Origin of the sequence: Micromonospora sp. R77, assembly GCF_022747945.1 — a bacterium.
Taxonomy (GTDB): Bacteria; Actinomycetota; Actinomycetes; order Mycobacteriales; family Micromonosporaceae; genus Micromonospora.
The window spans coordinates 1,932,511-1,953,412 of sequence record NZ_JALDST010000001.1; the positions used below are offsets into that span (position 1 = coordinate 1,932,511).

The window sequence follows — 20,902 nt, forward strand, 5'->3', positions numbered from 1 at the left end:
TGCCGCGCGGGAGGAGGGGTGCTGATGTCGAACGTACGTAGACTGCCCGGACCCATCGTCGATCTCTGGGACTGGCAGCGACTCGGTGCCTGCCGGGGGCGGGACAGCGCACAGTTCTTCCACCCCGACGGCGAGCGTGGCTCCTCGCGGCTGCGCCGCGAATCCGGCGCCAAGGCCGTCTGCGGTGCCTGCCCGGTGCGCGCCGAGTGCGCCGCGCACGCCCTCGCGGTCCGCGAGCCGTACGGGGTCTGGGGCGGGTTCAGCGAGTCGGAGCGGCTGCGGCTGCTCGCCGTCGGCTGGGAGGACACCGCCGACCGCCGGCAGGCCCGGGTCGACGTGGCCCGGCTGGAGGCCCGGCTGGGCCGCCCGCACAAGTCGACCGTGCCGGACCAGCGCAAGATCGCCTGACCTGACCTGACCTGACCTGACCGACGCCGCGCCCCGGGTTCCGGGGCGCGGCGTCGTCGTCCGCACCAGGGTGCCCGGGCCCGGTCCGGTCACTCCGGGGCGGGCCGCTCGTGGACGACCAGCCCGAGCAGCACGATCCAGCAGAACAACGGGAACACGGCGACCCGTTCCAGGCCACCGACGCCGAAGCCGAGATCCACCTGGGCCAGGAATAACACCACCCCCACCGCCCCGGTCAGCCCCAGCGTGAGACTCGGTCGACGCAGCCGGCCCAGCACCGCCGACCGTCGGGCCAGGGCGGCCACCAGCATGGCGACGTTGCCCAGCACGAAGATCAGCACGGCGCCCAGAAAATGGGTCTCCTCGTCCACGTCGGCCGGGTAGGCCCCCACCAGCACGTACCCGGCGGCAGCGGCGACGGTCGACAGTTGGGCGACCCGGACCGACGCCCCCCGGCCCAGGGCCGACCAGGTGAGGAGCACCCCCAGCGCCAACAGGATCCCGGTGACCACCAGGCTGCCGTTCATCACCGCGTGCCACGGCGAGCAGACCTGGCGTGGCCGGCTGGTGTCCCACCGGCCGCACGTGACGTTTCCCAGGTCACTGATGTTGTGCAGGGCCCAGCTGTACGGCGGTTCCCGCCAGCCGAGCCCGACGACGACGTTGGCGGCGCCGAACAGCGCGGTGGTGAGCAGCCAGCAGCGGGCACCCAGGCGGTTCACAGGCATACCGACACCTCACCGCGGCGGGACCGGGCCACGCACGCCTGCTGGTCGGCCTCATCGAGGTAGTGACAGGCATACCCGCACAGTGGGCCCATGCGGCTGGGCCGGGGCGCGGGTCCCGCCTAGCGTCGACGACATGACGCCGACCCGACCTGCGCACCTGGCCGACGCACTGCGCCGACCCGGCTACCTGATCTCGGCCTGGCCGTGGCGCGCGCTGGCCTATCTGATCACCACCGTGCCGCTCGCCGGGGTGCTCGCCACCGGCCCGCTCGTCGTCGCGGCGCCCCTGCTGGCGGCCGTCAACGGGGTACGGCAGCGGACCAATCCGGTCTCGCCGGCGCTGGTGGCGTTCCTCCTCGCTGGCGCCCTGCTGGTGCTGGCCCTGGCGCCGCTGGTGGGCGCGCCGGTGGCCGCGCTGGAACGGTGGCGGCTCGGCCTGGTGGACGACCGTCCGCTGCCGGGGCAGCCCTGGCGAGGGCTCGCCGCCCGCTACACCACCGCCGCCGCCTGGTGGGAGGCCGGGTACGCCTTCCTCCTGGGCGCGGTGGTGCCCGTCGCGTACTGGACCGCCGCCCTGCTGGTGGCCCTCGACCTCATGCTGGTGGCCAGCCCGTGGCTGGCCGACGACACCGACCCGATCGTCCTGGTCTGGACGACCGTCGACCGGCCCGACCAGGCGATCCCGTACGCGGTGCTCGGCGTGCTGCTCCTCCCGGTGCTCTGGTACGGGCTCGGGGCGCTGGCCGCCGCCCAGGGCGCGGCGGCCCGGTGGCTGCTCGGCCGGCCCGGCGACCTGGCGCTGCGCGAGGTCAACCGGTCCCGGACCCGCCTGGTCACCGCGTACGAGGCCGAGCGACGGCGCATCGAACGCGACGTGCACGACGGCGTGCAGCCCCGGCTGACCAGCCTGACCCTCCAGCTCGGCCTGGCCCGGCTGGACGTGGCCGAGGACTCGCCCGCCGCACGTCCGCTCGCCGTCGCGCACGGCCAGGCCACCGAGTTGATGGCGGTGCTCCGGCAGGTGGTGCACGGGATCCGCCCGCAGAGCCTCACCGACCTCGGCCTGGCCGGCGCGGTCCGGGAGCTGGCCGGCGAGGCCGCCGTCCCGGTCACCGTCCACGTCGACCTCGACCCGCCCCCGCCCGACCTGGTGGAGACCACCGCCTACTACGTGGTGTCCGAGTGCCTGGGCAACGTCGCACGGCACGCCGGGGCGACCCGCGCCGAGGTCCGGCTCGCCCGGTCCGGCGACCGGCTCGTGGTGGAGGTGTCCGACGACGGCCGGGGCGGTGCCGACCCGGCCCGGGGCACCGGCCTGACCGGTCTGGCCGACCGGGTCGCCGCCGCCGACGGGCGACTGCTGCTGGCCAGCCCGCCCGGTGGGCCTACGCTGGTCCGGGTGGAGCTGCCGTGCCGCCGGTGACCCGCGTCGTGCTCGCCGAGGACCAGGTCCTCCTGCGGGAAGGTCTGGTCGGCCTGCTGGCGAGGTTCGGCTTCGAGGTGCTGGCCGCCGTCGGTTCCGCGCCGGAACTGCTGGCGGCGGTCCGCGCGCACCGGCCCGACCTGGTGGTGACCGACATCCGCATGCCGCCACTGCACCGCGAGGACGGCCTGCGGGCGGCCGTCACGCTGCGCGCCGAGCGGCCCGACCTGGCGGTGGTGGTGCTCAGCCAGTACGTGCAGACGGAGTACGCCTCCGCGCTGCTCGACAGCGGCGACGGCCGGCGCGTCGGCTACCTGCTCAAGGACCGCGTCGCGGAGATCGCCGACTTCGTGGACACCCTGCGCACGGTCACCGCCGGCGGCACCGTCATCGACCCCGAGGTCGTACGCCGGCTGTTGCACCGCCCTCGGGACCCGCTCGCCGCGCTCTCCCCCCGCGAGCGGGAGGTGCTGGTGCTGGTCGCCGAGGGCCGCTCCAACGCGGCGATCGCCGCCCGGCTGCACGTCACCGAGGCGGCGGTCGGCAAGCACGTCGGCAACATCCTCACCAAGCTCGGCCTGCTGCCCAGCGACGACAGCAACCGCCGGGTGCTGGCGGTGCTCACCTATCTGCGCGCCGGCTCCGACCGGACCCCGCTCAGCGGACGGTGACCTTGACGGTGTGCCAGCCGGTCGCGCCGTCCGGCGCGACCGGACGCCGCTGCTCGGGCTGGGTCACGCCGTCGGCATCGGTCGCCCGGACCTGGAGGGTGTGCTCGCCGGGAGTGGCGTCCCACCGCCAGGACCACTGCACCCAGGTGTCCACGGAGACCGTCCGGGCGAGCGTCGCCTCCCGCCACGGGCCACCGTCGACGCGTACCTCGACCCGGCGGACGCCCACGTGCTGGGCCCAGGCCACCCCGGCGACCGTCACCGGGCCGGCGGCCAGCCGGTTGCGGGGGCGGGGCGCGTCGATCCGGGACTGGGTCTTGATCGGCCCCTGGGCGGACCACCCGCGCGGCACCCAGTACGCGTCGAAGTCGGCGAAGCTGGTCAGCTCCAGCTCGGTCACCCACTTGCAGGCCGAGACGTACCCGTACAGCCCGGGCACCACCATCCGGACCGGGAAGCCGTGCTCGACCGGCAGCGGCTCGCCGTTCATGCCGACGGCGAGCAGCGCGTCCCGCCCGTCGCGCAGCACCGCCGTCGGGGTGCCGCAGGTCCAGCCGTCGACCGAGCGGCCCACCACCTGGTCCGCGCCCTCCTCCGGCTCCGCCTCGTCCAGCAGCTCCTTGATCGGCACGCCCAGCCAGCGGGCGTTGCCGATCAGGTCGCCGCCGACCTCGTTGGAGACGCAGGCCAGCGTCACGTACCGCTCGACCATCGGCCGGGCGAGCAGGTCGGCGAAGCTCAACTCGATCGGTCTGCGTACCCGCCCGTGAATGCGCAGCCGCCAGGTCGTCGGGTCCACCTGCGGGACCACCAGCGCGGTGTCGATCCGGTAGAAGTCGGCGTTCGGCGTCACGTAGGGGGCGAGCTGGGCGAGCCGCAGGTCCGCGCCGGCCGGGACGGGCGGGGCCGTCGCCGAGGCGGTGGGCAGCACGACGGCCTGTCGGGCACTGGAGACGCCCCGCCGGCCGGCCAGCCAGTGCCCGCCGAGCCCGGCCACGGCCGCCGCACCCAGCAGCGCGCCCGCCCCGGTCAGGAACCGCCGCCGCCCCTCCGGGTCCGGCTGTTCACCACCGGCCGGCACCGGCTCTGCGCCGCCGGGCGACGGCTCGGGGCGGCCCGGGGGCACCGGGCTCGGGGGTGACCAGGACCAGATGTGTGGTTGCAGCGGGCCGGCCAGGAGCAGCCAGAGGGTCAGCCCGCCCAGCGCCGCGCCGACCAGCGACGGCAGCGCGTCGAAGACGTTGGCGCCGGCCCGGGTGACGGCCGCGGCCACCCCGAGGGCGGCGAACGCGGCGATGCCCGCCAGGCCGATCCACAGCCGGCGGGCCGCCAGCACGCCGAGCAGCGCGGCGACCGCCGCCAGCAGCAGCGCCGTCCCGACCAGCAGGGCGATCTTGTCGTACGTGCCGAAGACCGAGATGGCGAACTGTTTGACCGGCTCGGGGACGAGGTCGACGACCAGGCCACCGACGGCGATCAGCGGCGCCGAGCGGGGTCCGGTGAGGACCGCCACCGGCTCGGCCGCACCGATGGCCACGGCGGCGGCGGTGATCCCGGCCAGCGCGGCATGACCGCGGGAGATGCTGCTCACCCCACCAGTCTTGTCGATCACCAGGACCGACGCCACCAATGTCAGCGTTCCGTAATCGGTTGCAGATCCGCCGGCCAGGTTTCAACTGCCGTCAGCGCCATTGGTCGCGCTCCGCACACGCGTCAGGAACCGTCCTGCCAAGAAGACAGGAAAGGGTGTCGAATCCACCGGCCTGATCCCGTATCTCCAGGTAGTGGGCCACCAACAGTACGCGTTGACACATGTGCATCCTTCGCTTAGGGTTCGAAGCACAAGGACACGTACGAACGGGGGAGGTTTCCTTGCAATTCATGAAGGCTGTCGCGGTGACTGGACTGGGAACCGTGTTGGGCGCCACGATGATTGCCACGCCGGCATTGGCGGCATCGTCGACCTGCCAGATCAAAAGCTCAACGAGCCCTTCCTGCGCAACGTCGTCGATTTCGCCGACCAGCTCGGGAACGGTCAACTGGAATGTAAGAAGCAATGTCAGGTGTTACTACGTGGTTAGGGACCGCACCACGGACACCGCGGTCAAGAGCGGATCGACCACGAGTAGCGCATATGGCACTGTCACCGGCCTTTCCACCACTCACCTTTACCGGCTCGAATTGAGTAGCGGTTCTCAGCCGGCAGTCGGGTGCTACGGCACCATCGCCAGCTAGCCATATCAACTGCTGTCACGTCGACAGTCACACACAATAATGCCCCGACAGCACACGCTGTCGGGGCATTATTGTGACTCGCCTACCGCTGCCGTCGGAACGAGCACCTCGTCAGGCGGCCCGTCGCGCCGCAGCCGACCGGAAAGACGTCAGGGCACACCGCCGAGCCGGCGGTGTGCCCTGATGGTGCCGTACGGCGTCGGGTCAGAAACCCGGGCCGTGCTGGTGCCCGTGACCGTGGCCGTGACCACCGGCGGCGGCCGGCTCGGCCTTCTCCGGCTTGTCCACCACGAGGCTCTCGGTGGTCAGCAGCAGACCGGCGATCGAGGCCGCGTTGGTGACCGCGTTGCGGGTCACCTTCACCGGGTCGATGATGCCGGACTTCACCAGGTCGACGTAGTCGCCCTTGGCGGCGTCGAGGCCGTTGCCCCACTCCTGGGCGGCGACCTTCTGCACCACGACGTAGCCGTCGTGGCCGGCGTTCTGGGCGATCCACCGCAGCGGCTCGACCAGCGCCTTGCGCACGATGGAGACGCCGGTCTTCTCGTCACCGGTGAAGCCCAGGTCGTCGTCGAGCGCCGGCAGGATCTGGACCAGCGCGGCGCCGCCGCCGGGAACCGTACCCTCCTCGACCGCGGCCTTGGTCGCGGCGATGGCGTCCTCGATGCGGTGCTTGCGCTCCTTCATCTCGACCTCGGTCGCCGCGCCCACCTTGATGACCGCGATGCCGCCGGAGAGCTTCGCCAGCCGCTCGGCCAGCTTCTCCCGGTCCCAGTCGGAGTCCGACGCCTCGATCTCCTTGCGGATCTGCGCGACCCGGTCGGTGACCTCGGAGGCCTGGCCGCCACCGTCGACGATGGTGGTGGTCTCCTTGTCGACCACGACGCGCCGGGCGGTGCCCAGCACCTCCAGGCCGACCTGGTCGAGCTTGTAGCCCAGCTCGGGGGCGACCAGCTCGGCGCCGGTGAGGATCGCCATGTCCTGCAGCATCGCCTTGCGGCGGTCACCGAAGCCGGGGGCCTTGACCGCGCAGACCTTGAGGGTCTTGCGGATCGAGTTGACCACCAGGGTCGACAGCGCCTGGCCGTCGACGTCCTCGGCGACGATCAGCAGCGGCTTGCTGTTCTGGAGGACCTTCTCCAGCAGCGGCAGCAGCTCCTCGATCGCCGAGATCTTCTGCGTGGTGATGAGGATGTACGGGTCCTCCAGCACCGACTCCTGCGACTCCAGGTCGGTGACGAAGTTCGGGGAGATGAAGCCCTTGTCGAACTGCATCCCCTCGGTCACGTCGAGCTCGGTGGTGAGCGCGGAGCCCTCCTCGACGGTGATGACACCGTCCCGGCCGACCTTCTCCATCGCCTCGGCGATCAGCGCGCCGATGGTGGCGTCCTGCGCGGAGATCGTCGCCACGTGCGCGATCGACTCCTTGTCGGCCACCTCGACGGCCCGACCGAGCAGCGCCTCGGAGACCTTGGCGGCGGCCGCGTCGATGCCGCGCTTGAGCCCGGAGGGGCTGGCCCCCGCGGTCACGTTGCGCAGGCCCTCGCGGACCATCGCCTGGGCCAGCACGGTCGCGGTGGTGGTCCCGTCGCCGGCGACGTCGTTGGTCTTCGTCGCCACCTCCTTGACCAGCTGCGCGCCGAGGTTCTCGTACGGGTTGGTGAGCTCGATCTCCTTGGCGATGGTGACCCCATCGTTGGTGATCGTCGGCGCACCGAATTTCTTGTCCAGGACGACGTTGCGCCCGCGCGGGCCGAGGGTGACCTTGACCGCGTCCGCGAGGGCGTTGACACCGTGCTCGAGCAGGTGCCGGGCGTCGTCCGAGAAGCTCAGGATCTTCGCCATGAATGTCCCTTCGAAGCGACGCTGCCCCGGCCCGGCGAGCCGGACCGGGGCAACGACACTGATCGGTTGCTTACTTCTCGATGACCGCGAGGACGTCGCGGGCGGAGAGCACCAGGTACTCCTCGCCGGCGTACTTGACCTCGGTGCCGCCGTACTTCGAGTAGAGGACGGTGTCGCCGACCTTGACGTCGATCGGCACGCGGTTGCCCTTGTCGTCGATCCGGCCCGGGCCGACAGCGAGGACGGTGCCCTCCTGCGGCTTCTCCTTGGCGGTGTCGGGGATCACGATGCCCGACGCCGTGGTGGTCTCAGCCTCGTTCGCCTGGACCACGATGCGGTCCTCGAGCGGCTTGATCGCAACCTTGGTCGCGGTAGTCACGGGCATACCCTCCTGGGGTACTTGGTTTCGTTGCCGAACGGCGAGCCGAACGGCGTCAATCTGCCACATGCCACCGGGCGGGGCCGTCGTCGCGGGTGCCGGTCCGCCTGGCGTTCAGCCTCCGGACCGAAGCCCGGAAGCTGGCACCCTCGATGCGAGAGTGCTAATCGCAGGTTATGCCTCGGCTAGCACTCCGTCAAGGAGAGTGCCAACGCACCACCCCTCGTGTCGCACTCACCCGCCGCCCGCGCCTCGGCGGCCGGGGCCCGGGCCGGCCGGTGCCGGGCGGTCCGGGCCGGCCGGGAGAATGGGGGCGTGGATCTGGACCAGTTCGGCGACCTGCGTACCCCCGAGGGGGTGGCCGCGCTCGCGACGGCCGCCGGGCTGGCCGGCGGCGACCCGCTGAACGCGGCGGCCCGGCTGCGCTCCACCGGGATCCCGGCCGACCTGGCCGCCGCCGCGCTCACCCAGGCGGAGCTGCGCCGCCGCGCGGTCGGCAAGTTCGGGCCGGACGCGGCCCGGATGTTCTTCACCCGCGCCGGGCTGGAGCAGGCCACCCGCCGGGTGGTCGCCGACCGGCGGGCCGCGCGGCTGCGGGCGGCCGGCGTGCGGACCCTCGCCGACCTCGGTTGCGGCCTCGGCGCGGACGCGCTGGCCGCGGCCCGCGCCGGCATCCGGGTGTACGGGGTGGAGGCCGACCCGACCACCGCCGCGATGGCCGCCGCGAACGCCGAGGCCGCCGGGCTGGCCGAGCTGTTCACCGTCGAGTGCGGGGACGCGACCGCGTTCGACGTGACCCGGGTGGAGGCGGTCTTCTGCGACCCGGCGCGCCGGAAGGCCGGCACCGGCCGGCGGATCTTCGACCCGAACTCCTACTCGCCGCCGTGGGACTTCGTCACCGGGCTGGCCAAGCGGGTGCCGTACCCGGTGGTGAAGGTGGCGCCGGGGTTGGACCACGCGCTGATCCCGGCCGGCGCGGAGGCGGAGTGGGTCAGCGTCGACGGCGACCTGGTCGAGGCCACCCTCTGGTGCGGCCGGCTGGCCGAACTCCCCCGCCGCGCCACCCTGCTCCGCGAGAAGGAACGGCCGGCTGCCGACGCCGCCGGCAGCGGAGGGAACCGCGCCCACCAGCTCACCGGCGACGGGGACGCCGAGGCGGCCGTCGGGCCGGTCCGGCGCTTCCTGTACGACCCGGACCCGGCGGTGGTCCGCGCGCACCTCGTGGCCGAGCTGGCCGGGGAGCTGGACGCCACCCTGGGCGACCCGACCATCGCCTACCTCTACGCGGACACCGCCGTCCCGACCCCGTTCGCCCGCTGCCTGGAGGTCACCGACGTGCTGCCGTTCTCGCTGAAGCGGCTGCGCGCGCTGCTGCGGGACCGCCGGGTGGGCCGGGTGGAGATCCTCAAGCGCGGGTCGGCACTGGAGCCCGAGCAGCTGCGGCGGGACCTGCGGCTGGCCGGCGACGCGGCGGCGAGCCTGGTGCTGACCCGGGTGGCCGGTGCGCCGACGGTGCTGGTCGGCCGACCGGTGGCCGGCTGATTTTCGACTCGCCCGCCGGCCGGGCCCGGGTTAGCTTGTCGGCATGGCGGGACAGGGCACTCCGGCGACGGCGCTGCTGACCAAGCGGAAGATCAGCCACAGCACCCACCCGTACGACGTGTCGCCGGACGCGCCGAACTACGGCGCGCTGGTCGCGGCGGCCCTCGGGGTGCCCCCGGAGCGGGTGTTCAAGTCGCTGGTCACCGAGGTCGACGGCGCGCTGACGGTGGCCGTCGTCCCGGTCACCGGCGAGCTGGACCTCAAGGCGCTGGCCGCCGCCGTCGGCGGCAAGCGGGCCACCATGGCCGACCGCACGGTCGCCGAGCGGGCCACCGGCTATGTCCGCGGCGGCATCAGCCCGCTCGGCCAGCGCCGCCGCCTCCCCACCGTCCTCGACGCCTCGGCCCTGGCCCACCCGACCATCTACGTCTCGGCCGGCCGCCGCGGCCTCCAACTCCAACTCGCCCCCACCGACCTGATCACCCTCACCGACGCCCTGACGGCCCCCCTCTCCACCACCCTCTGACCTCCCCCCTCCGTCGCGTCGATCATGAGGTTGACGGCGCCACGGGAGATCGGGACCGCCGCCAATCCCATGATCGCCGGGCGACCACCAGCGCTCCCGTGGGAAGCGCTCTCTGCGGGATGGCGCGGGGGTGACAACCGCGTTGCTGAATTGTTACCGCTGCCAACAAACTTCTGACCTCGGCAGTCTTGCGCGTCCGCTGTGATCCGGAATACGTTGCCGGACACAACAAAACACCGGTTCAGACTCCCCCACCCCCGAAAGGACCCGTGCAGATGCGCAAGGGCTTCCTCACCTTCGCCGCCGTCGGCCTCCTGGCCACCGGCAGCATGGCCGCCTGCGGCGACAACTCCTCCGACAGCAACGACGCCGGCGGCAGCGCCAAGAAGCCGAAGATCGGCGTGATCCTCCCGGACAGCAAGTCCTCCGCCCGCTGGGAGGGCGCGGACCGCAAGTTCCTGGAGGAGGCCTTCAAGGCGGCCGGCGTCGACTACACCATCCAGAACGCCCAGGGCGACAAGTCCGCCTTCTCCACCATCGCCGACGGCATGCTGACCAACGGCGTGACCGCGCTGATGATCGTCAACCTGGACTCCGGCACCGGCAAGGCCGTACTCGACAAGGCGAAGTCCCAGGGCGTCGCCACCATCGACTACGACCGGCTCACCCTGGGTGGCTCCGCGCAGTACTACGTCAGCTTCGACAACGAGGCGGTCGGCAAGCTCCAGGGCGAGGGCCTGAGCAAGTGCCTGACCGACAAGGGCGCCAAGAACCCGGTCGTGGCCTACCTCAACGGCTCGCCGACCGACAACAACGCCACCCTGTTCAAGAACGGGTACGACTCGGTCCTGAAGCCGAAGTTCGACTCGAAGGAGTACACCAAGGGCCCGGACCAGGCGGTTCCGGACTGGGACAACGCGCAGGCCGGCGTGATCTTCGAGCAGATGCTCACCCAGACCAAGGGCAAGATCGACGGGGTGCTCGCCGCCAACGACGGCCTCGGCAACGCGGCCATCTCGGTGCTGAAGAAGAACAAGCTCAACGGCAAGGTGCCGGTGACCGGCCAGGACGCGACCAAGCAGGGCCTGCAGAACATCCTCGCCGGTGACCAGTGCATGACCGTCTACAAGGCGATCAAGGAGGAGGCGAAGGCCGCCTCCGACCTGGCCATCTCCCTGGCCAAGGGGGAGAAGAAGGAGACCGGCCAGACGGTCAAGGACCCGGAGGGTGGCCGTGAGGTGGCCTCCGTGCTGCTGACCCCGAAGGCCATCTACAAGGACAACGTCAAGGACGTCGTCGCCGACGGCTTCGTGACCAAGGACGAGCTCTGCGCCGGGGCGTACGCCAAGCTCTGCACCGACGCCGGCATCAGCTGACCCGTCCGCGTCAACCCCGCTCCAGGCGCTGCTGCCCGGCACGGTGACCACCGTGCCGGGCAGTGGCCCGCCACCGGACGGGCTCCGAGATCTCCCCTCCGCGCAAAAGGAGACCCCCGTGTCCGCAACCCCCCTGCTGGAACTGCGCGGGATCGACAAGAGCTTCGGTCCCGTCCAGGTCCTGCGCGACGTCTCCTTCGCCGCTCATCCCGGCGAGGTGACCGCGCTGGTCGGCGACAACGGCGCCGGCAAGTCCACCCTGGTCAAGTGCATCAGCGGCATCTACCCGACGGACGGCGGCGAGTTCCTCTTCGACGGCAACCGGGTGCACATCAACAGCCCCCGGGACGCCGCGGCGCTGGGCATCGAGGTCGTCTACCAGGACCTCGCGCTCTGCGACAACCTCGACATCGTGCAGAACATGTTCCTCGGCCGGGAGAAGCGCAGCGGGCTCGTGCTCGACGAGCCGACCATGGAGCAGATGGCCGCCGAGACCCTGGCCGGCCTCAGCGTCCGGACGGTCAAGTCGCTGCGCCAGCACGTCTCCAGCCTCTCCGGCGGGCAGCGGCAGACCGTCGCGATCGCCAAGGCGGTGCTCTGGAACAGCAAACTGGTCATCCTCGACGAGCCGACCGCCGCGCTCGGTGTCGCGCAGACCGCCCAGGTGCTTGAGCTGGTCCGCCGGCTCGCCGACCGGGGACTGGCCGTGGTGCTCATCTCGCACAACATGAACGACGTCTTCGCCGTCTCCGACCGGATCGCCGCGCTCTATCTCGGCCAGATGGTCGCCCAGGTGAAGACCACCGACATCACCCACTCGCAGGTGGTCGAGCTGATCACCGCCGGCCGTTCCGGCAACCTCGGCCTCGGAGCCGAGGGCGGCGGCAGCACGGGCAACGGCAGCGAGCCGGCCGACGCGACCCCAGGAGCCGTCCGATGACCACCACCGTCGTGAAGAAGGAAGGGCCGGCGGCCGTCGCCCCGGCACCCACCGTCGGCGACCACGTCCGCAACTACCTCGGCCGGGTACGCGGTGGCGACCTCGGCTCCCTGCCCGCCGTCATCGGCCTCGTCGTGCTCTGCCTGGTGTTCGCGATCGTCCGGCCGGTCTTCTTCTCGGCGGCGAACTTCGCGAACCTGTTCACCCAGGGCGCCGCGGTCACCGTGATCGCGATGGGCCTGATCTTCGTACTCCTGCTCGGCGAGATCGACCTCTCCGCCGGCTTCGCCAGCGGTGTCTGCGCGGCCATCCTGGCCAACGTGGTCACCGTGCTCGGCTACCCCTGGTACGTGGCGGTGCTCGCCGCCCTGGTCACCGGCGCGGTCATCGGCCTCATCATCGGCTTCCTGGTCGCCAAGGTCGGCATCCCCTCCTTCGTGGTCACCCTGGCCGGCTTCCTCGCCTTCCAGGGCATCGTGCTGCTGCTGATGAAGGAGGGCACGAACATCTCGATCGACGACGAGGTGATCGTCGGTATCGAGAACGGCCGCATCCCGCCGCTGGTCGGCTGGCTGCTCGCCGCCGTCGCGGTCCTCGGGTATGCCGGCGCGCAGCTGCTACGGCACCGCAACCGGGTGGCCCGGGGCCTGCTCACCGACCCGATCGCCGTGATCGGCGCCCGGATCGTCGGCCTCGCCGTGCTGCTCGGCTTCGCCGTGTACGTGCTCAACCAGGAGCGCAGTATCAACCCTTTGATCACCTCCAACAAGGGCATGCCGGTGGTCGTGCCGATCATCGCGGTGCTGCTGGTCTTCTGGACCTTCGTGCTCAACCGCACCGGATACGGCCGGCACCTCTACGCGGTCGGCGGCAACGCCGAGGCGGCGCGGCGGGCCGGCATCAACGTGGACCGCCTGAAGATCTCCGCCTTCATCATCTGCTCCGCCATGGCCGCGATCGGCGGCATCATCGCCGCCAGCAAGGACCGGTCGGTCGACCCGAACACCGGCGGCAGCAACGTCCTGCTCTACGCGGTCGGCGCAGCCGTCATCGGTGGCACCAGTCTCTTCGGCGGCAAGGGCCGGATGATCAACGCGGTGCTCGGCGGCGCCGTGGTGGCTGTCATCATCAACGGCATGGGACTGCTCAACCTCAGCTCCGGCCTGAAGTACATCTTCACCGGCCTGGTGCTGTTGCTGGCCGCAGGTGTCGACGCGCTGTCGCGCCGCCGCTCGGCCGCCACCGGCGTCCGCTGAGTCCGGGTAGACGCTGACCAGCGGGGACACGGAGTACCGAAAACCATGCGGGTAGGACCGAGCCAGGACGAGATCCGGCGGCAGAACCTCGGCGCGCTGCTGCGACACGTGCACGTCCACGGCGCGACCACCCGCGCGGAACTCACCACCACGCTCGGGCTCAACCGCAGCACCATCGGCGCGCTGACCGCCGACCTGGCCGGCGCCGGTCTGGTCAGCGAGGGGACGCCGAAGGAGACCGGCCGGGCCGGACGACCGTCACTGGTCGTCCGGCCCGCGTCGGACCGGGTCTACGCGTACGCGTACTCGATCGAGGTGGACCGGCTGCGGGCCGCGCGGGTCGGTCTCGGCGGTGAGGTGCTCGACCGCCGGGAGCTGGAACGGCCGCGCGGCCTGGACGCCGGGGAGACCGCGCCGCTGCTGGCCGGCGCGCTCAAGGAGATGCACCAGCACGTGCCGCCCGACGCGCTCTGCGTGGGGGCGGGCGTCGCGGTCTGCGGCATGGTCCGCAAGGCCGACGGTCTGGTCCGGCTCGGCCCCACCACCGGCTGGGTGGACGAGCCGATCGGCGCGGCCCTCGCCGACGAACTCGGCATCGACGTACCGATCACGGTCGGCAACGTGGCGGACGTGGCGGCCTTCGCCGAGCACGCCCGGGGCGTCGCGGCCGGCTGCGACAACGTCATCTACCTGTACGGGGACGTCGGCGTCGGTGCCGGCATCATCGCCGGCGGGCGGCGGCTCACCGGCCACGGCGGCTACGGCGGCGAGGTCGGCCACATGGTGGTGGTCCGCGACGGTGCCCGCTGCGAGTGCGGCTCGCGGGGCTGCTGGGAGACCGAGATCGGCGAGTACGGGCTGCTCCGCGCCGCCGGCCGCTCCGACGCGCGGGGCCGGGACGCGCTGGTGGCCGTCTTCGACGCCGCCGACCGGGGTGACGCCCGCGCGCAGGTCGCGGTACGCCAGGCCGGCGACTGGCTCGGTTTCGGCGTCGGCAACCTGGTCAACATCTTCAACCCGGAGATGGTCATCTTCGGCGGCACGATGCGGGACCTCTACCTGGCCGCCGCCGCGCAGGTCCGCAGCCGGCTGCACCAGGTGGGTCTGGGTGCGTGCCTGGAGCACGTGCGGCTGCGTACGCCGAAGCTGGGCGAGGACGCGCCGCTGGTCGGGGCGGCGGAGCTGGCCTTCGAGCGGCTGCTCGCCGACCCGCTCGACGCCGCCTGACCGTCGACCGTCGACCCGGCCGCTCCGGCGCGAGGTCTTGCCACATTGACAGATGTGACTCTATTCTCACCGTGGAAAGCGCTTTCCAGTCTTGCCGGGTCGTCCCCGCAGACGACCACGCACGGCCACCCGACCCACCCCCGTCGCCGCGGGGACCGCGTCGGGTGTCCACGACAGGCAGCAGCCACCACAGCAGTCGAGGACAGAGGTGAGGCGAGGATGAGACGACCACTCGCACGAGGACTCCAGGCGGCACTGGCGACGACGGCCGTCGGGGTCGCCGTCGGCGCGGCACTCCCGACCCCCCAGGCGTCGGCGGCGGCCGGCACCGCCACCGGCTACGCGACCCGCAACGGCGGGACCACCGGCGGAGCGGGCGGACAGACCGTACGGGCCACCACGGGGACGCAGATCCATGCCGCCCTGTGCAACCGGGCCAGCAGCAGCACCCCGATCACCATCGAGGTCGAGGGCACCATCAACCACGGCAACACGAGCAAGGTCTCCGGCAGCAGCTGCAACACCGCCGACGGCCTGATCGAACTCAAGCAGATCAGCAACGTCACCATCATCGGGGTCGGCAGCGGCGCGATCTTCGACCAGCTCGGTATCCACATCCGGGACGCCAGCAACATCATCATCCAGAACGTGACCGTCCGGAACGTCAAGAAGTCGGGCTCGCCCACCTCCAACGGCGGCGACGCCATCGGCATGGAGAGCACCGTCCGCAACGTCTGGGTCGACCACGCCACCCTGGAGGCGTCCGGCGGCGAGGCCGAGGGCTTCGACGGCCTCTTCGACATGAAGGACGACACGCAGTACGTGACGCTGTCGTACAGCATCCTGCGCAACTCCGGTCGGGGTGGCCTGATCGGGTCCAGCGAGAGCGACCTGTCGAACAGCTACCTCACGTTCCACCACAACCGCTACGAGAACATCGACTCCCGGGTGCCCCTGCTGCGCGGCGGCACGGCCCACATGTACGACAACCACTACGTGGGGCTGGTCAAGTCCGGCATCAACTCGCGGGCCGGCGCGCACGCCAAGGTGGAGAACAACTACTTCGAGGACTCCAAGGACGTCCTCGGCACCTTCTACACCGACGCCCTCGGGTACTGGCAGGTCAGCGGCAACATCTACGACAACGTGACCTGGTCGGCCCCGGGCACCGAGAACCACCCGGCCGGCCCGGACCCGCGGTCCAACACCAGCGTCAGCATCCCCTACGCCTACACCCTCGACGCGGCGAGCTGCGTGCCGGAGATCGTCCGCCAGACCGCCGGCGCCAACACCGGCCTGAAGGTGTCGAACGGCAGCTGCTCGCCGCAGTCACCGTCGCCGACGCCGACCGGCCCGACGCCGACGCCGACGCCGACGGGACCGAGCCCGACGCCCACCAGCCCCACGCCGACGCCCACCGCGCCCAGCGGCCCCAACCTGAGCCTCGGTGCCGGTGCCGACGGCTCCAGCAAGGCCGACGGGACGAGCTACGGCAACGTACGCGACGGCAACCTGGGCACCTGGTGGTCGCCGGCCGGCGCGACCGGTGACATCTCGATCAAGTGGGGCGCCCCCACCCGGGTGTCCCGGGTCGTCATCCGGGAAGCGTCCGGCTCGGTCGGCGCCATCCGGTCCTGGCAGCTCGTCAACCACGACACCGGGGCGGTCCTGGCCGCCGGCACCGGAGCGGGCACCGTCACCTTCACCCCGACCTCGCTGAGCAAGATCACCTTCAGGATCGTCAGCTCGACCGGCACCCCGAAGGTCGCCGAGTTCGAGACGTACGCCCGCTAGCGGGACCACCCCGCCGCCCGGTCCGACCGACGCGGGGGCCGTCCAGCCGGACGGCCCCCGCCGGCGTACTCCGACAGCCGCCCCGCCCGCCGGTGAACTGATCGAACCCGTGATCCGTACCAGTGTCCGGACGGGCGCCACGGCCCGTCCGCGACACCCGCGTACCGGCCCGGACCGAGGAGGCACCGCAACCCATGGCACCGCTGGAATCCGCACACCGCCGGGCAGCGCACCGGGTGGCGGTGCTGCTCGTCACCCTGGTCGCCGGGCTCGGCGTCCTGCCCGCGACCGCCCTGGCCGCACCCGCGCCGGGACAGCAGATGAACGCCGCCGACATGACCCTGCTCAACGGCGTACGGCTGGCCGGACTCTGGGAGATGCCGGCCGGGAACATGGCCGCCGAGAAGGGCCAGTCCAAGCGGGTACGCGAGATCGGCGCCGAGATCTCCCGGCAGCACGGCGTCCTCGACCAGCTCGTGGTGGAGGCGGCCAACAAGCTCGGCGCCGTCCTGCCGACCACGCCGACCACCCAGCAGCAGGGCTGGCTGACCGAGATGCAGAACGCCACCGGCAACCAGTTCGACCAGATCTTCGTGACCCGGCTCCGGGTCGCGCACGGCAACATCTTCCCGGTGATCGGAGCGGTCCGGGCCAGCACCCGTGACCCGATCGTGCGCAAGCTCGCCGAGGAGGCCAACAAGTTCGTCAACGACCACATGTCGATGCTGGAGAGCACCGGACTGGTCCGCTGGCAGCAGCTCCCGCCGGCCGCGCTCCCGCCCGCGCAGAGCGACTCGCTGGTCGCTGCGGCCGCCGCCAACGTCGGTTCGGGTCGCGGCGTCGAGGTCAGCACCACCGTCGTCTGGCTGGTCTTCCTCGCCGCGCTGGCCACCGGCGGCTTCGCCACCTATCGCATCATGCGCCGCACCTGACGCCGGCCCGCAGGTGTTAACAGGGGCCCCCTGTACAACGGAATCCGTTGTACAGGGGGCCCCTCCTTATGGGTCAGCCGTGCCAGGAGCGCCAGAGGGCGGCGTACGCACCGTCGGCGGCGACCAGCTCGTCGTGCGAACCCAGCTCGGTGATCCGGCCGTCCTCGACGACCGCGACCCGGTCCGCGTCGTGCGCGGAGAAGAGCCGGTGCGCGATGGCGACCACCGTCCGGCCGTGCAGCACCGCCGCCAGCGACCGTTCCAGCTCCCGGGCGGCCCGCGGGTCGATCAGCGAGGTGGCCTCGTCGAGGACCAGGGTGTGCGGGTCGGCCAGCACCAGCCGGGCCAGCGCGAGCTGCTGCGCCTGCGCCGGGGAGAGCGGATGGCCGCCCGCACCGACCACCGTGTCCAGCCCGTCGGGGAGCCCGTCGGCCCAGTCCAGCGCGTCGACGGCGGCCAACGCGTCCTGTACCTGCGCCGGGTCCGCACCGGGGCGGACCATCGCCACGTTCTCCGCCAGGGTGCCGATGAAGACGTGGTGCTCCTGGGTGACCAGGGCGACGTGGCCGCGCAGCTCGTCCAGGGGCAGCTCCGCCAGGGACCGGCCGGCCACGGTGACCGCACCGGACCGGGGCGCGTGCACCCCGGCCAGCAGCCGGCCGAGGGTCGACTTGCCGGCGCCCGAGGGGCCGACCATGGCCAGCTTCTCCCCCGGCCGGGGCACCAGGGTCACCCCGTGCAGCACGTCGTGGCCCTCCCGGTAGGCGTACCGCACGTCGTGGGCGGCGACGCCACGGTCCCCGTCCGTCGGCACGGGGCCGGCGGGGGCGGTCGGCGACGCGGGCCGGTCCTCGGAGACCCCGAGCAGCCGGGCCATCGAGGCCCCGCCGACCTGGAACTCGTCCAGCCAGGACAGCAGCCGGTCGATCGGGTCCACGAGCTGCTGGACATAGAGCGTCGCCGCGGTGACCTGCCCGAGGCTGACCCAGCCCTTCAGGTGGAACCAGCCGCCGATCACCAGGGTGGCCGACACCGGCACCACGTACCCGATCTCGGCGACCGGGAAGAAGACCGTCCGCAGATACAGGGTGTAGCGCTCGGCCGCGTACGACCGGCGGATGTCGGCGGCGCTGCGCGCCCGGCGGCGGGCCTGCTGGCGCAGCGCCTCGGTGGTCCGCGCCCCCTCGACGGTCTCGCTGATCCCGTCGGTGATGTCCGAGTAGGCGGCGTTCTCCCGCAGATAGCCGGCCGGCGCCCGGCGCAGGTACCAGCGGGTGCCGACCCACAGCACCGGCACCGCGAGCAGGCAGGGCAGCGCCAGCAGTGGGCCGGTCAGCAGCAGCGCGGCGAGGATCAGCGCCACGGTCACCACCGCGATCAGCGTCTCCGGCACGGCGAACCGGACCGTCCGGGACAGCGCGGAGACGTCCCGCGAGGTCCGGGTGAGCAGGTCACCGGTCCCGGCACGCTCCACGGTGGACAAGGGCAGCGCGAGCACCCGGTCGACGAAGTCCTCCCGCAGCTCGGCCAGCACCCGCTCACCGAGCCGGGCCGAGGCCAGGTGCGCGAAGCGCACCAGCACCGACTGGACCACCACGAAACCGCCGATGGCCAGCGCGATCCGGTCCACGGTCACCGTGCCGACGCCGCGTGAGATGCCCTCCACCAGGTCGCCGAGCAGCCGCGGCGCGACCAGGCCGGTCGCGGCGGCGAGCGCGTGCAGGCCGAGGGCCACGGCCAGGCCGCGCGGGTGCCGGCGGACCAGGGTACGGGCGTACCGCCGGACCTGGTCGGCGTCGGCGACGGGCAGTGCGGTGCTCACGCGTCCTCCTCCCGGCTCACCGTGGCCACGTAGCGCGGCTCGGTGGCGAGCAGCTCGTCGTGCCGGCCGGTGGCCACCACCTTGCCGTCCTCCACGAAGACCACGTGCTCGGCCCGGCCCAGCATCAACGGGCTGGTGGTGCAGACCAGCGTGGTGCGGCCGCGCCGGGCCGCACCCAGCCGGTCCGCGATCCGCGCCTCGGTGTGCGCGTCCACCGCACTGGTCGGCTCCACCAGGATCAGCGTCTCCGGGTCGGCCACCAGCGCGCGGGCCAGCAGCAGCCGCTGCCGCTGCCCCCCGGAGAACTCCCGGCCCCGCTCCGCCACCGGGCTGTCCAGCCCGGCGGGGAGCGCGGCCACGATGTCCGTCGCGCTCGCCGCGACCAGGGCCGCCTCGACGGCGGCCCGGTCGCTCGTCCCGTGCGGGTCCAGCTCCGCGAGCAGCGGGCCGGTGAACAGGTGCGCGTCGTTGTCGGCCACCAGGATCCGCTCGCGCACCGTCGCCAGTGCCACCTCCCGCAGCGGTACGCCGTGCAGGGTCACGTCGCCCTCGACGTACCGGCCGAGGCGGTCGGCGATCTCGGTGGCGTCCTCGGGCGCGGTGGCGGCCAGCGCGGTGAACCGTCCCGGCCGCAGCACCAACCCCGACCGGACGTCGACCAGCTCGCCGGGCCCGTCGGGCAGCGGCACCGGCCGGGCCGGGTCGACCAGCTCCGGGGCGAGCCGGAGCAGCCGGACCACCCGGCGGGCGGCGACGTGCCCCCGGGTCAGCTTGTCGGCCGCCTCGGTGAGGTTGCGCAACGGGCTGACCAGGAAGGCGGTGTAGCCGTAGAAGGCGACGAGCTGGCCGGCGCTGATCTCGCCGCGCAGCGCGAAGCGGGCCCCCAGCCAGGTCACCAGCACCAGGAACACGCCGGGCAGCAGGATCTGGGCGGCCTGGAGCAACGACTCCACCCGGGCCACCCGCAGCCCGCCGGCCCGCAACGCCTGGGACTCTTCCCGGTAGCGCGCGGAGAGCACCGGCTCGCCGCCCACCCCACGCAGCACCCGCAGCCCGGAGACGATGTCGGCGGCCCGGGCGGTCAGCCGGCCCTCCGCGTCCCGGTAGGCCTGCTGCTGCCGGTGCAGCGGCCGGATCAGCAAACCGACCAGCCCCATGAGCAGCGGCACGCCGAGCACCACCACCAGCCCCAACGGCACCGACGCGGTCAGCAGGATCACCGCGACCGCCACGACGGCCGCCACCGAACCGGTGCCCCGGGCGGTGATGTCGACGGCGTGCCCGATCTGGCCGATGTCGGCCGTACCGATGCTGACCACCTCGCCCGCCGCCACCCGGCGGGGCAGCGCGGCGCCCAGCCGGTTGGTGGCCTCGACGGTCACCTGCACGGTCCGGTACGCGGCGGCCAGCCAGTTCTGCACCGCGCAGCGGTGCCGGAGCATCCCGGTGACCGCCTGGAGCACACCCAGCCCCAGCAGGGCCGCTCCCCAGTGGAGCAGCGCGTCCGGGTCGCGTTGACCCAGGCCGGCGTCGATCGCCCGGCCCACCGTGGCCGGCATCAGCGCCTGCGCCAGCATCCAGACGACGCCGAGCCCGATGCCCGCGCCGAACAGGACAGGGTGCCGGCCGGCCAGCCACACCAGGTAGCGGGTGGCGGACCGGTCGTCGGGGGTGCCGGGGTCGCCGGCCGGTGACACGGGCATGTCTCCCGACGCTAGGCGGCCGGCCCGACGCGGCGCGAACGATTTCCCGGCCGACCCCGGCCTGGTCATCGGGGCGATCCTGGCGGCCGGAGTCC

18 protein-coding genes are annotated in these 20,902 nt (G+C 72.5%); 11 read left to right on the forward strand and 7 right to left on the reverse strand.

The window, feature by feature from the left end; genetic code table 11:
* Nucleotides 1–24 precede the first annotated feature (24 nt).
* Nucleotides 25–408, forward strand: a complete 384-nt coding sequence (locus tag MRQ36_RS08835) for a WhiB family transcriptional regulator (RefSeq protein ID WP_242794420.1) — start codon at nt 25–27, stop codon at nt 406–408.
* Between the two features lie 89 nt (nt 409–497).
* Here MRQ36_RS08835 and MRQ36_RS08840 read toward each other — a convergent pair whose 3' ends face one another.
* Complete coding sequence (locus MRQ36_RS08840; protein WP_242794421.1) at nt 498–1,136, reverse strand: DUF998 domain-containing protein; 639 nt, start codon at nt 1,134–1,136, stop codon at nt 498–500.
* Nucleotides 1,137–1,269: 133 nt separating this feature from the next.
* On the opposite strand from MRQ36_RS08840, the gene MRQ36_RS08845 reads away from it, so the two are divergent.
* Nucleotides 1,270–2,559 carry a sensor histidine kinase gene (locus MRQ36_RS08845; protein ID WP_242794422.1) on the forward strand — a complete coding sequence of 430 codons (1,290 nt, stop codon included), beginning with the start codon at nt 1,270–1,272 and terminating at the stop codon, nt 2,557–2,559.
* The gene (locus MRQ36_RS08850; protein ID WP_242794423.1) at nt 2,547–3,230 is read left to right on the forward strand and encodes a response regulator transcription factor; all 684 of its coding nucleotides are present in this window, start codon (nt 2,547–2,549) and stop codon (nt 3,228–3,230) included. Before MRQ36_RS08845 ends, MRQ36_RS08850 begins: the two co-directional genes overlap by 13 nt.
* Here the strand turns inward: MRQ36_RS08850 and MRQ36_RS08855 are convergent.
* The 4 genes from MRQ36_RS08855 to groES form a co-directional block, all read right to left on the reverse strand.
* Nucleotides 3,217–4,821 (reverse strand): molybdopterin-dependent oxidoreductase, encoded by a 1,605-nt coding sequence (locus MRQ36_RS08855; protein WP_242800954.1) that lies wholly within the window; start codon nt 4,819–4,821, stop codon nt 3,217–3,219. The two genes, MRQ36_RS08850 and MRQ36_RS08855, sit on opposite strands and share 14 nt — an antisense overlap.
* 91 nt (nt 4,822–4,912) lie before the next feature.
* A complete protein-coding gene (locus MRQ36_RS08860; protein WP_242794424.1) occupies nt 4,913–5,269 on the reverse strand; it encodes a hypothetical protein in 357 nt (118 codons plus the stop codon).
* A 400-nt stretch (nt 5,270–5,669) separates the two neighbouring features.
* The gene (gene groL, locus MRQ36_RS08865; RefSeq protein WP_242794425.1) at nt 5,670–7,310 is read right to left on the reverse strand and encodes a chaperonin GroEL; all 1,641 of its coding nucleotides are present in this window, start codon (nt 7,308–7,310) and stop codon (nt 5,670–5,672) included.
* A 70-nt stretch (nt 7,311–7,380) separates the two neighbouring features.
* A complete protein-coding gene (groES, locus tag MRQ36_RS08870) occupies nt 7,381–7,695 on the reverse strand; it encodes a co-chaperone GroES (protein ID WP_018222648.1) in 315 nt (104 codons plus the stop codon).
* Nucleotides 7,696–8,004: 309 nt separating this feature from the next.
* Here groES and MRQ36_RS08875 point away from each other — a divergent pair, with 309 nt between their 5' ends.
* The 8 genes from MRQ36_RS08875 (at nt 8,005) to MRQ36_RS08910 (ending at nt 17,282) form a co-directional block, all read left to right on the forward strand.
* Nucleotides 8,005–9,231, forward strand: coding sequence for a methyltransferase domain-containing protein (locus MRQ36_RS08875; protein WP_242794426.1), 1,227 nt, complete (start codon nt 8,005–8,007; stop codon nt 9,229–9,231).
* Between the two features lie 43 nt (nt 9,232–9,274).
* Complete coding sequence (gene ybaK / locus MRQ36_RS08880) at nt 9,275–9,757, forward strand: Cys-tRNA(Pro) deacylase (RefSeq protein ID WP_242794427.1); 483 nt, start codon at nt 9,275–9,277, stop codon at nt 9,755–9,757.
* 275 nt (nt 9,758–10,032) lie between these two features.
* The gene (locus MRQ36_RS08885; protein WP_242794428.1) at nt 10,033–11,133 is read left to right on the forward strand and encodes a sugar ABC transporter substrate-binding protein; all 1,101 of its coding nucleotides are present in this window, start codon (nt 10,033–10,035) and stop codon (nt 11,131–11,133) included.
* 118 nt (nt 11,134–11,251) lie between these two features.
* Nucleotides 11,252–12,073, forward strand: coding sequence for an ATP-binding cassette domain-containing protein (locus MRQ36_RS08890; protein ID WP_242794429.1), 822 nt, complete (start codon nt 11,252–11,254; stop codon nt 12,071–12,073).
* Entirely contained in the window at nt 12,070–13,329 is a 1,260-nt protein-coding gene (locus MRQ36_RS08895; RefSeq protein WP_242794430.1) for a sugar ABC transporter permease, read from the forward strand. The genes MRQ36_RS08890 and MRQ36_RS08895 overlap by 4 nt, the downstream gene beginning before the upstream one ends.
* 45 nt (nt 13,330–13,374) lie before the next feature.
* On the forward strand, nt 13,375–14,556 hold the full coding sequence (locus MRQ36_RS08900; RefSeq protein ID WP_242794431.1) for an ROK family protein: 1,182 nt from the start codon (nt 13,375–13,377) through the stop codon (nt 14,554–14,556).
* A 219-nt stretch (nt 14,557–14,775) separates the two neighbouring features.
* Complete coding sequence (locus MRQ36_RS08905; RefSeq protein ID WP_242794432.1) at nt 14,776–16,350, forward strand: polysaccharide lyase family 1 protein; 1,575 nt, start codon at nt 14,776–14,778, stop codon at nt 16,348–16,350.
* Nucleotides 16,351–16,544: 194 nt separating this feature from the next.
* Nucleotides 16,545–17,282 carry a DUF4142 domain-containing protein gene (locus tag MRQ36_RS08910; RefSeq protein WP_242794433.1) on the forward strand — a complete coding sequence of 246 codons (738 nt, stop codon included), beginning with the start codon at nt 16,545–16,547 and terminating at the stop codon, nt 17,280–17,282.
* A gap of 73 nt (nt 17,283–17,355) precedes the next feature.
* On the opposite strand, the gene MRQ36_RS08915 is transcribed toward MRQ36_RS08910, so the two are convergent.
* Together MRQ36_RS08915 and MRQ36_RS08920 are read right to left on the reverse strand one after the other, a co-directional pair.
* Nucleotides 17,356–19,104, reverse strand: a complete 1,749-nt coding sequence (locus tag MRQ36_RS08915) for an ABC transporter ATP-binding protein (RefSeq protein WP_242794434.1) — start codon at nt 19,102–19,104, stop codon at nt 17,356–17,358.
* Nucleotides 19,101–20,807: an ABC transporter ATP-binding protein gene (locus tag MRQ36_RS08920; protein ID WP_242794435.1), complete on the reverse strand. Its 1,707-nt coding sequence runs from the start codon at nt 20,805–20,807 to the stop codon at nt 19,101–19,103. Before MRQ36_RS08920 ends, MRQ36_RS08915 begins: the two co-directional genes overlap by 4 nt.
* Nucleotides 20,808–20,902: the final 95 nt, after the last annotated feature.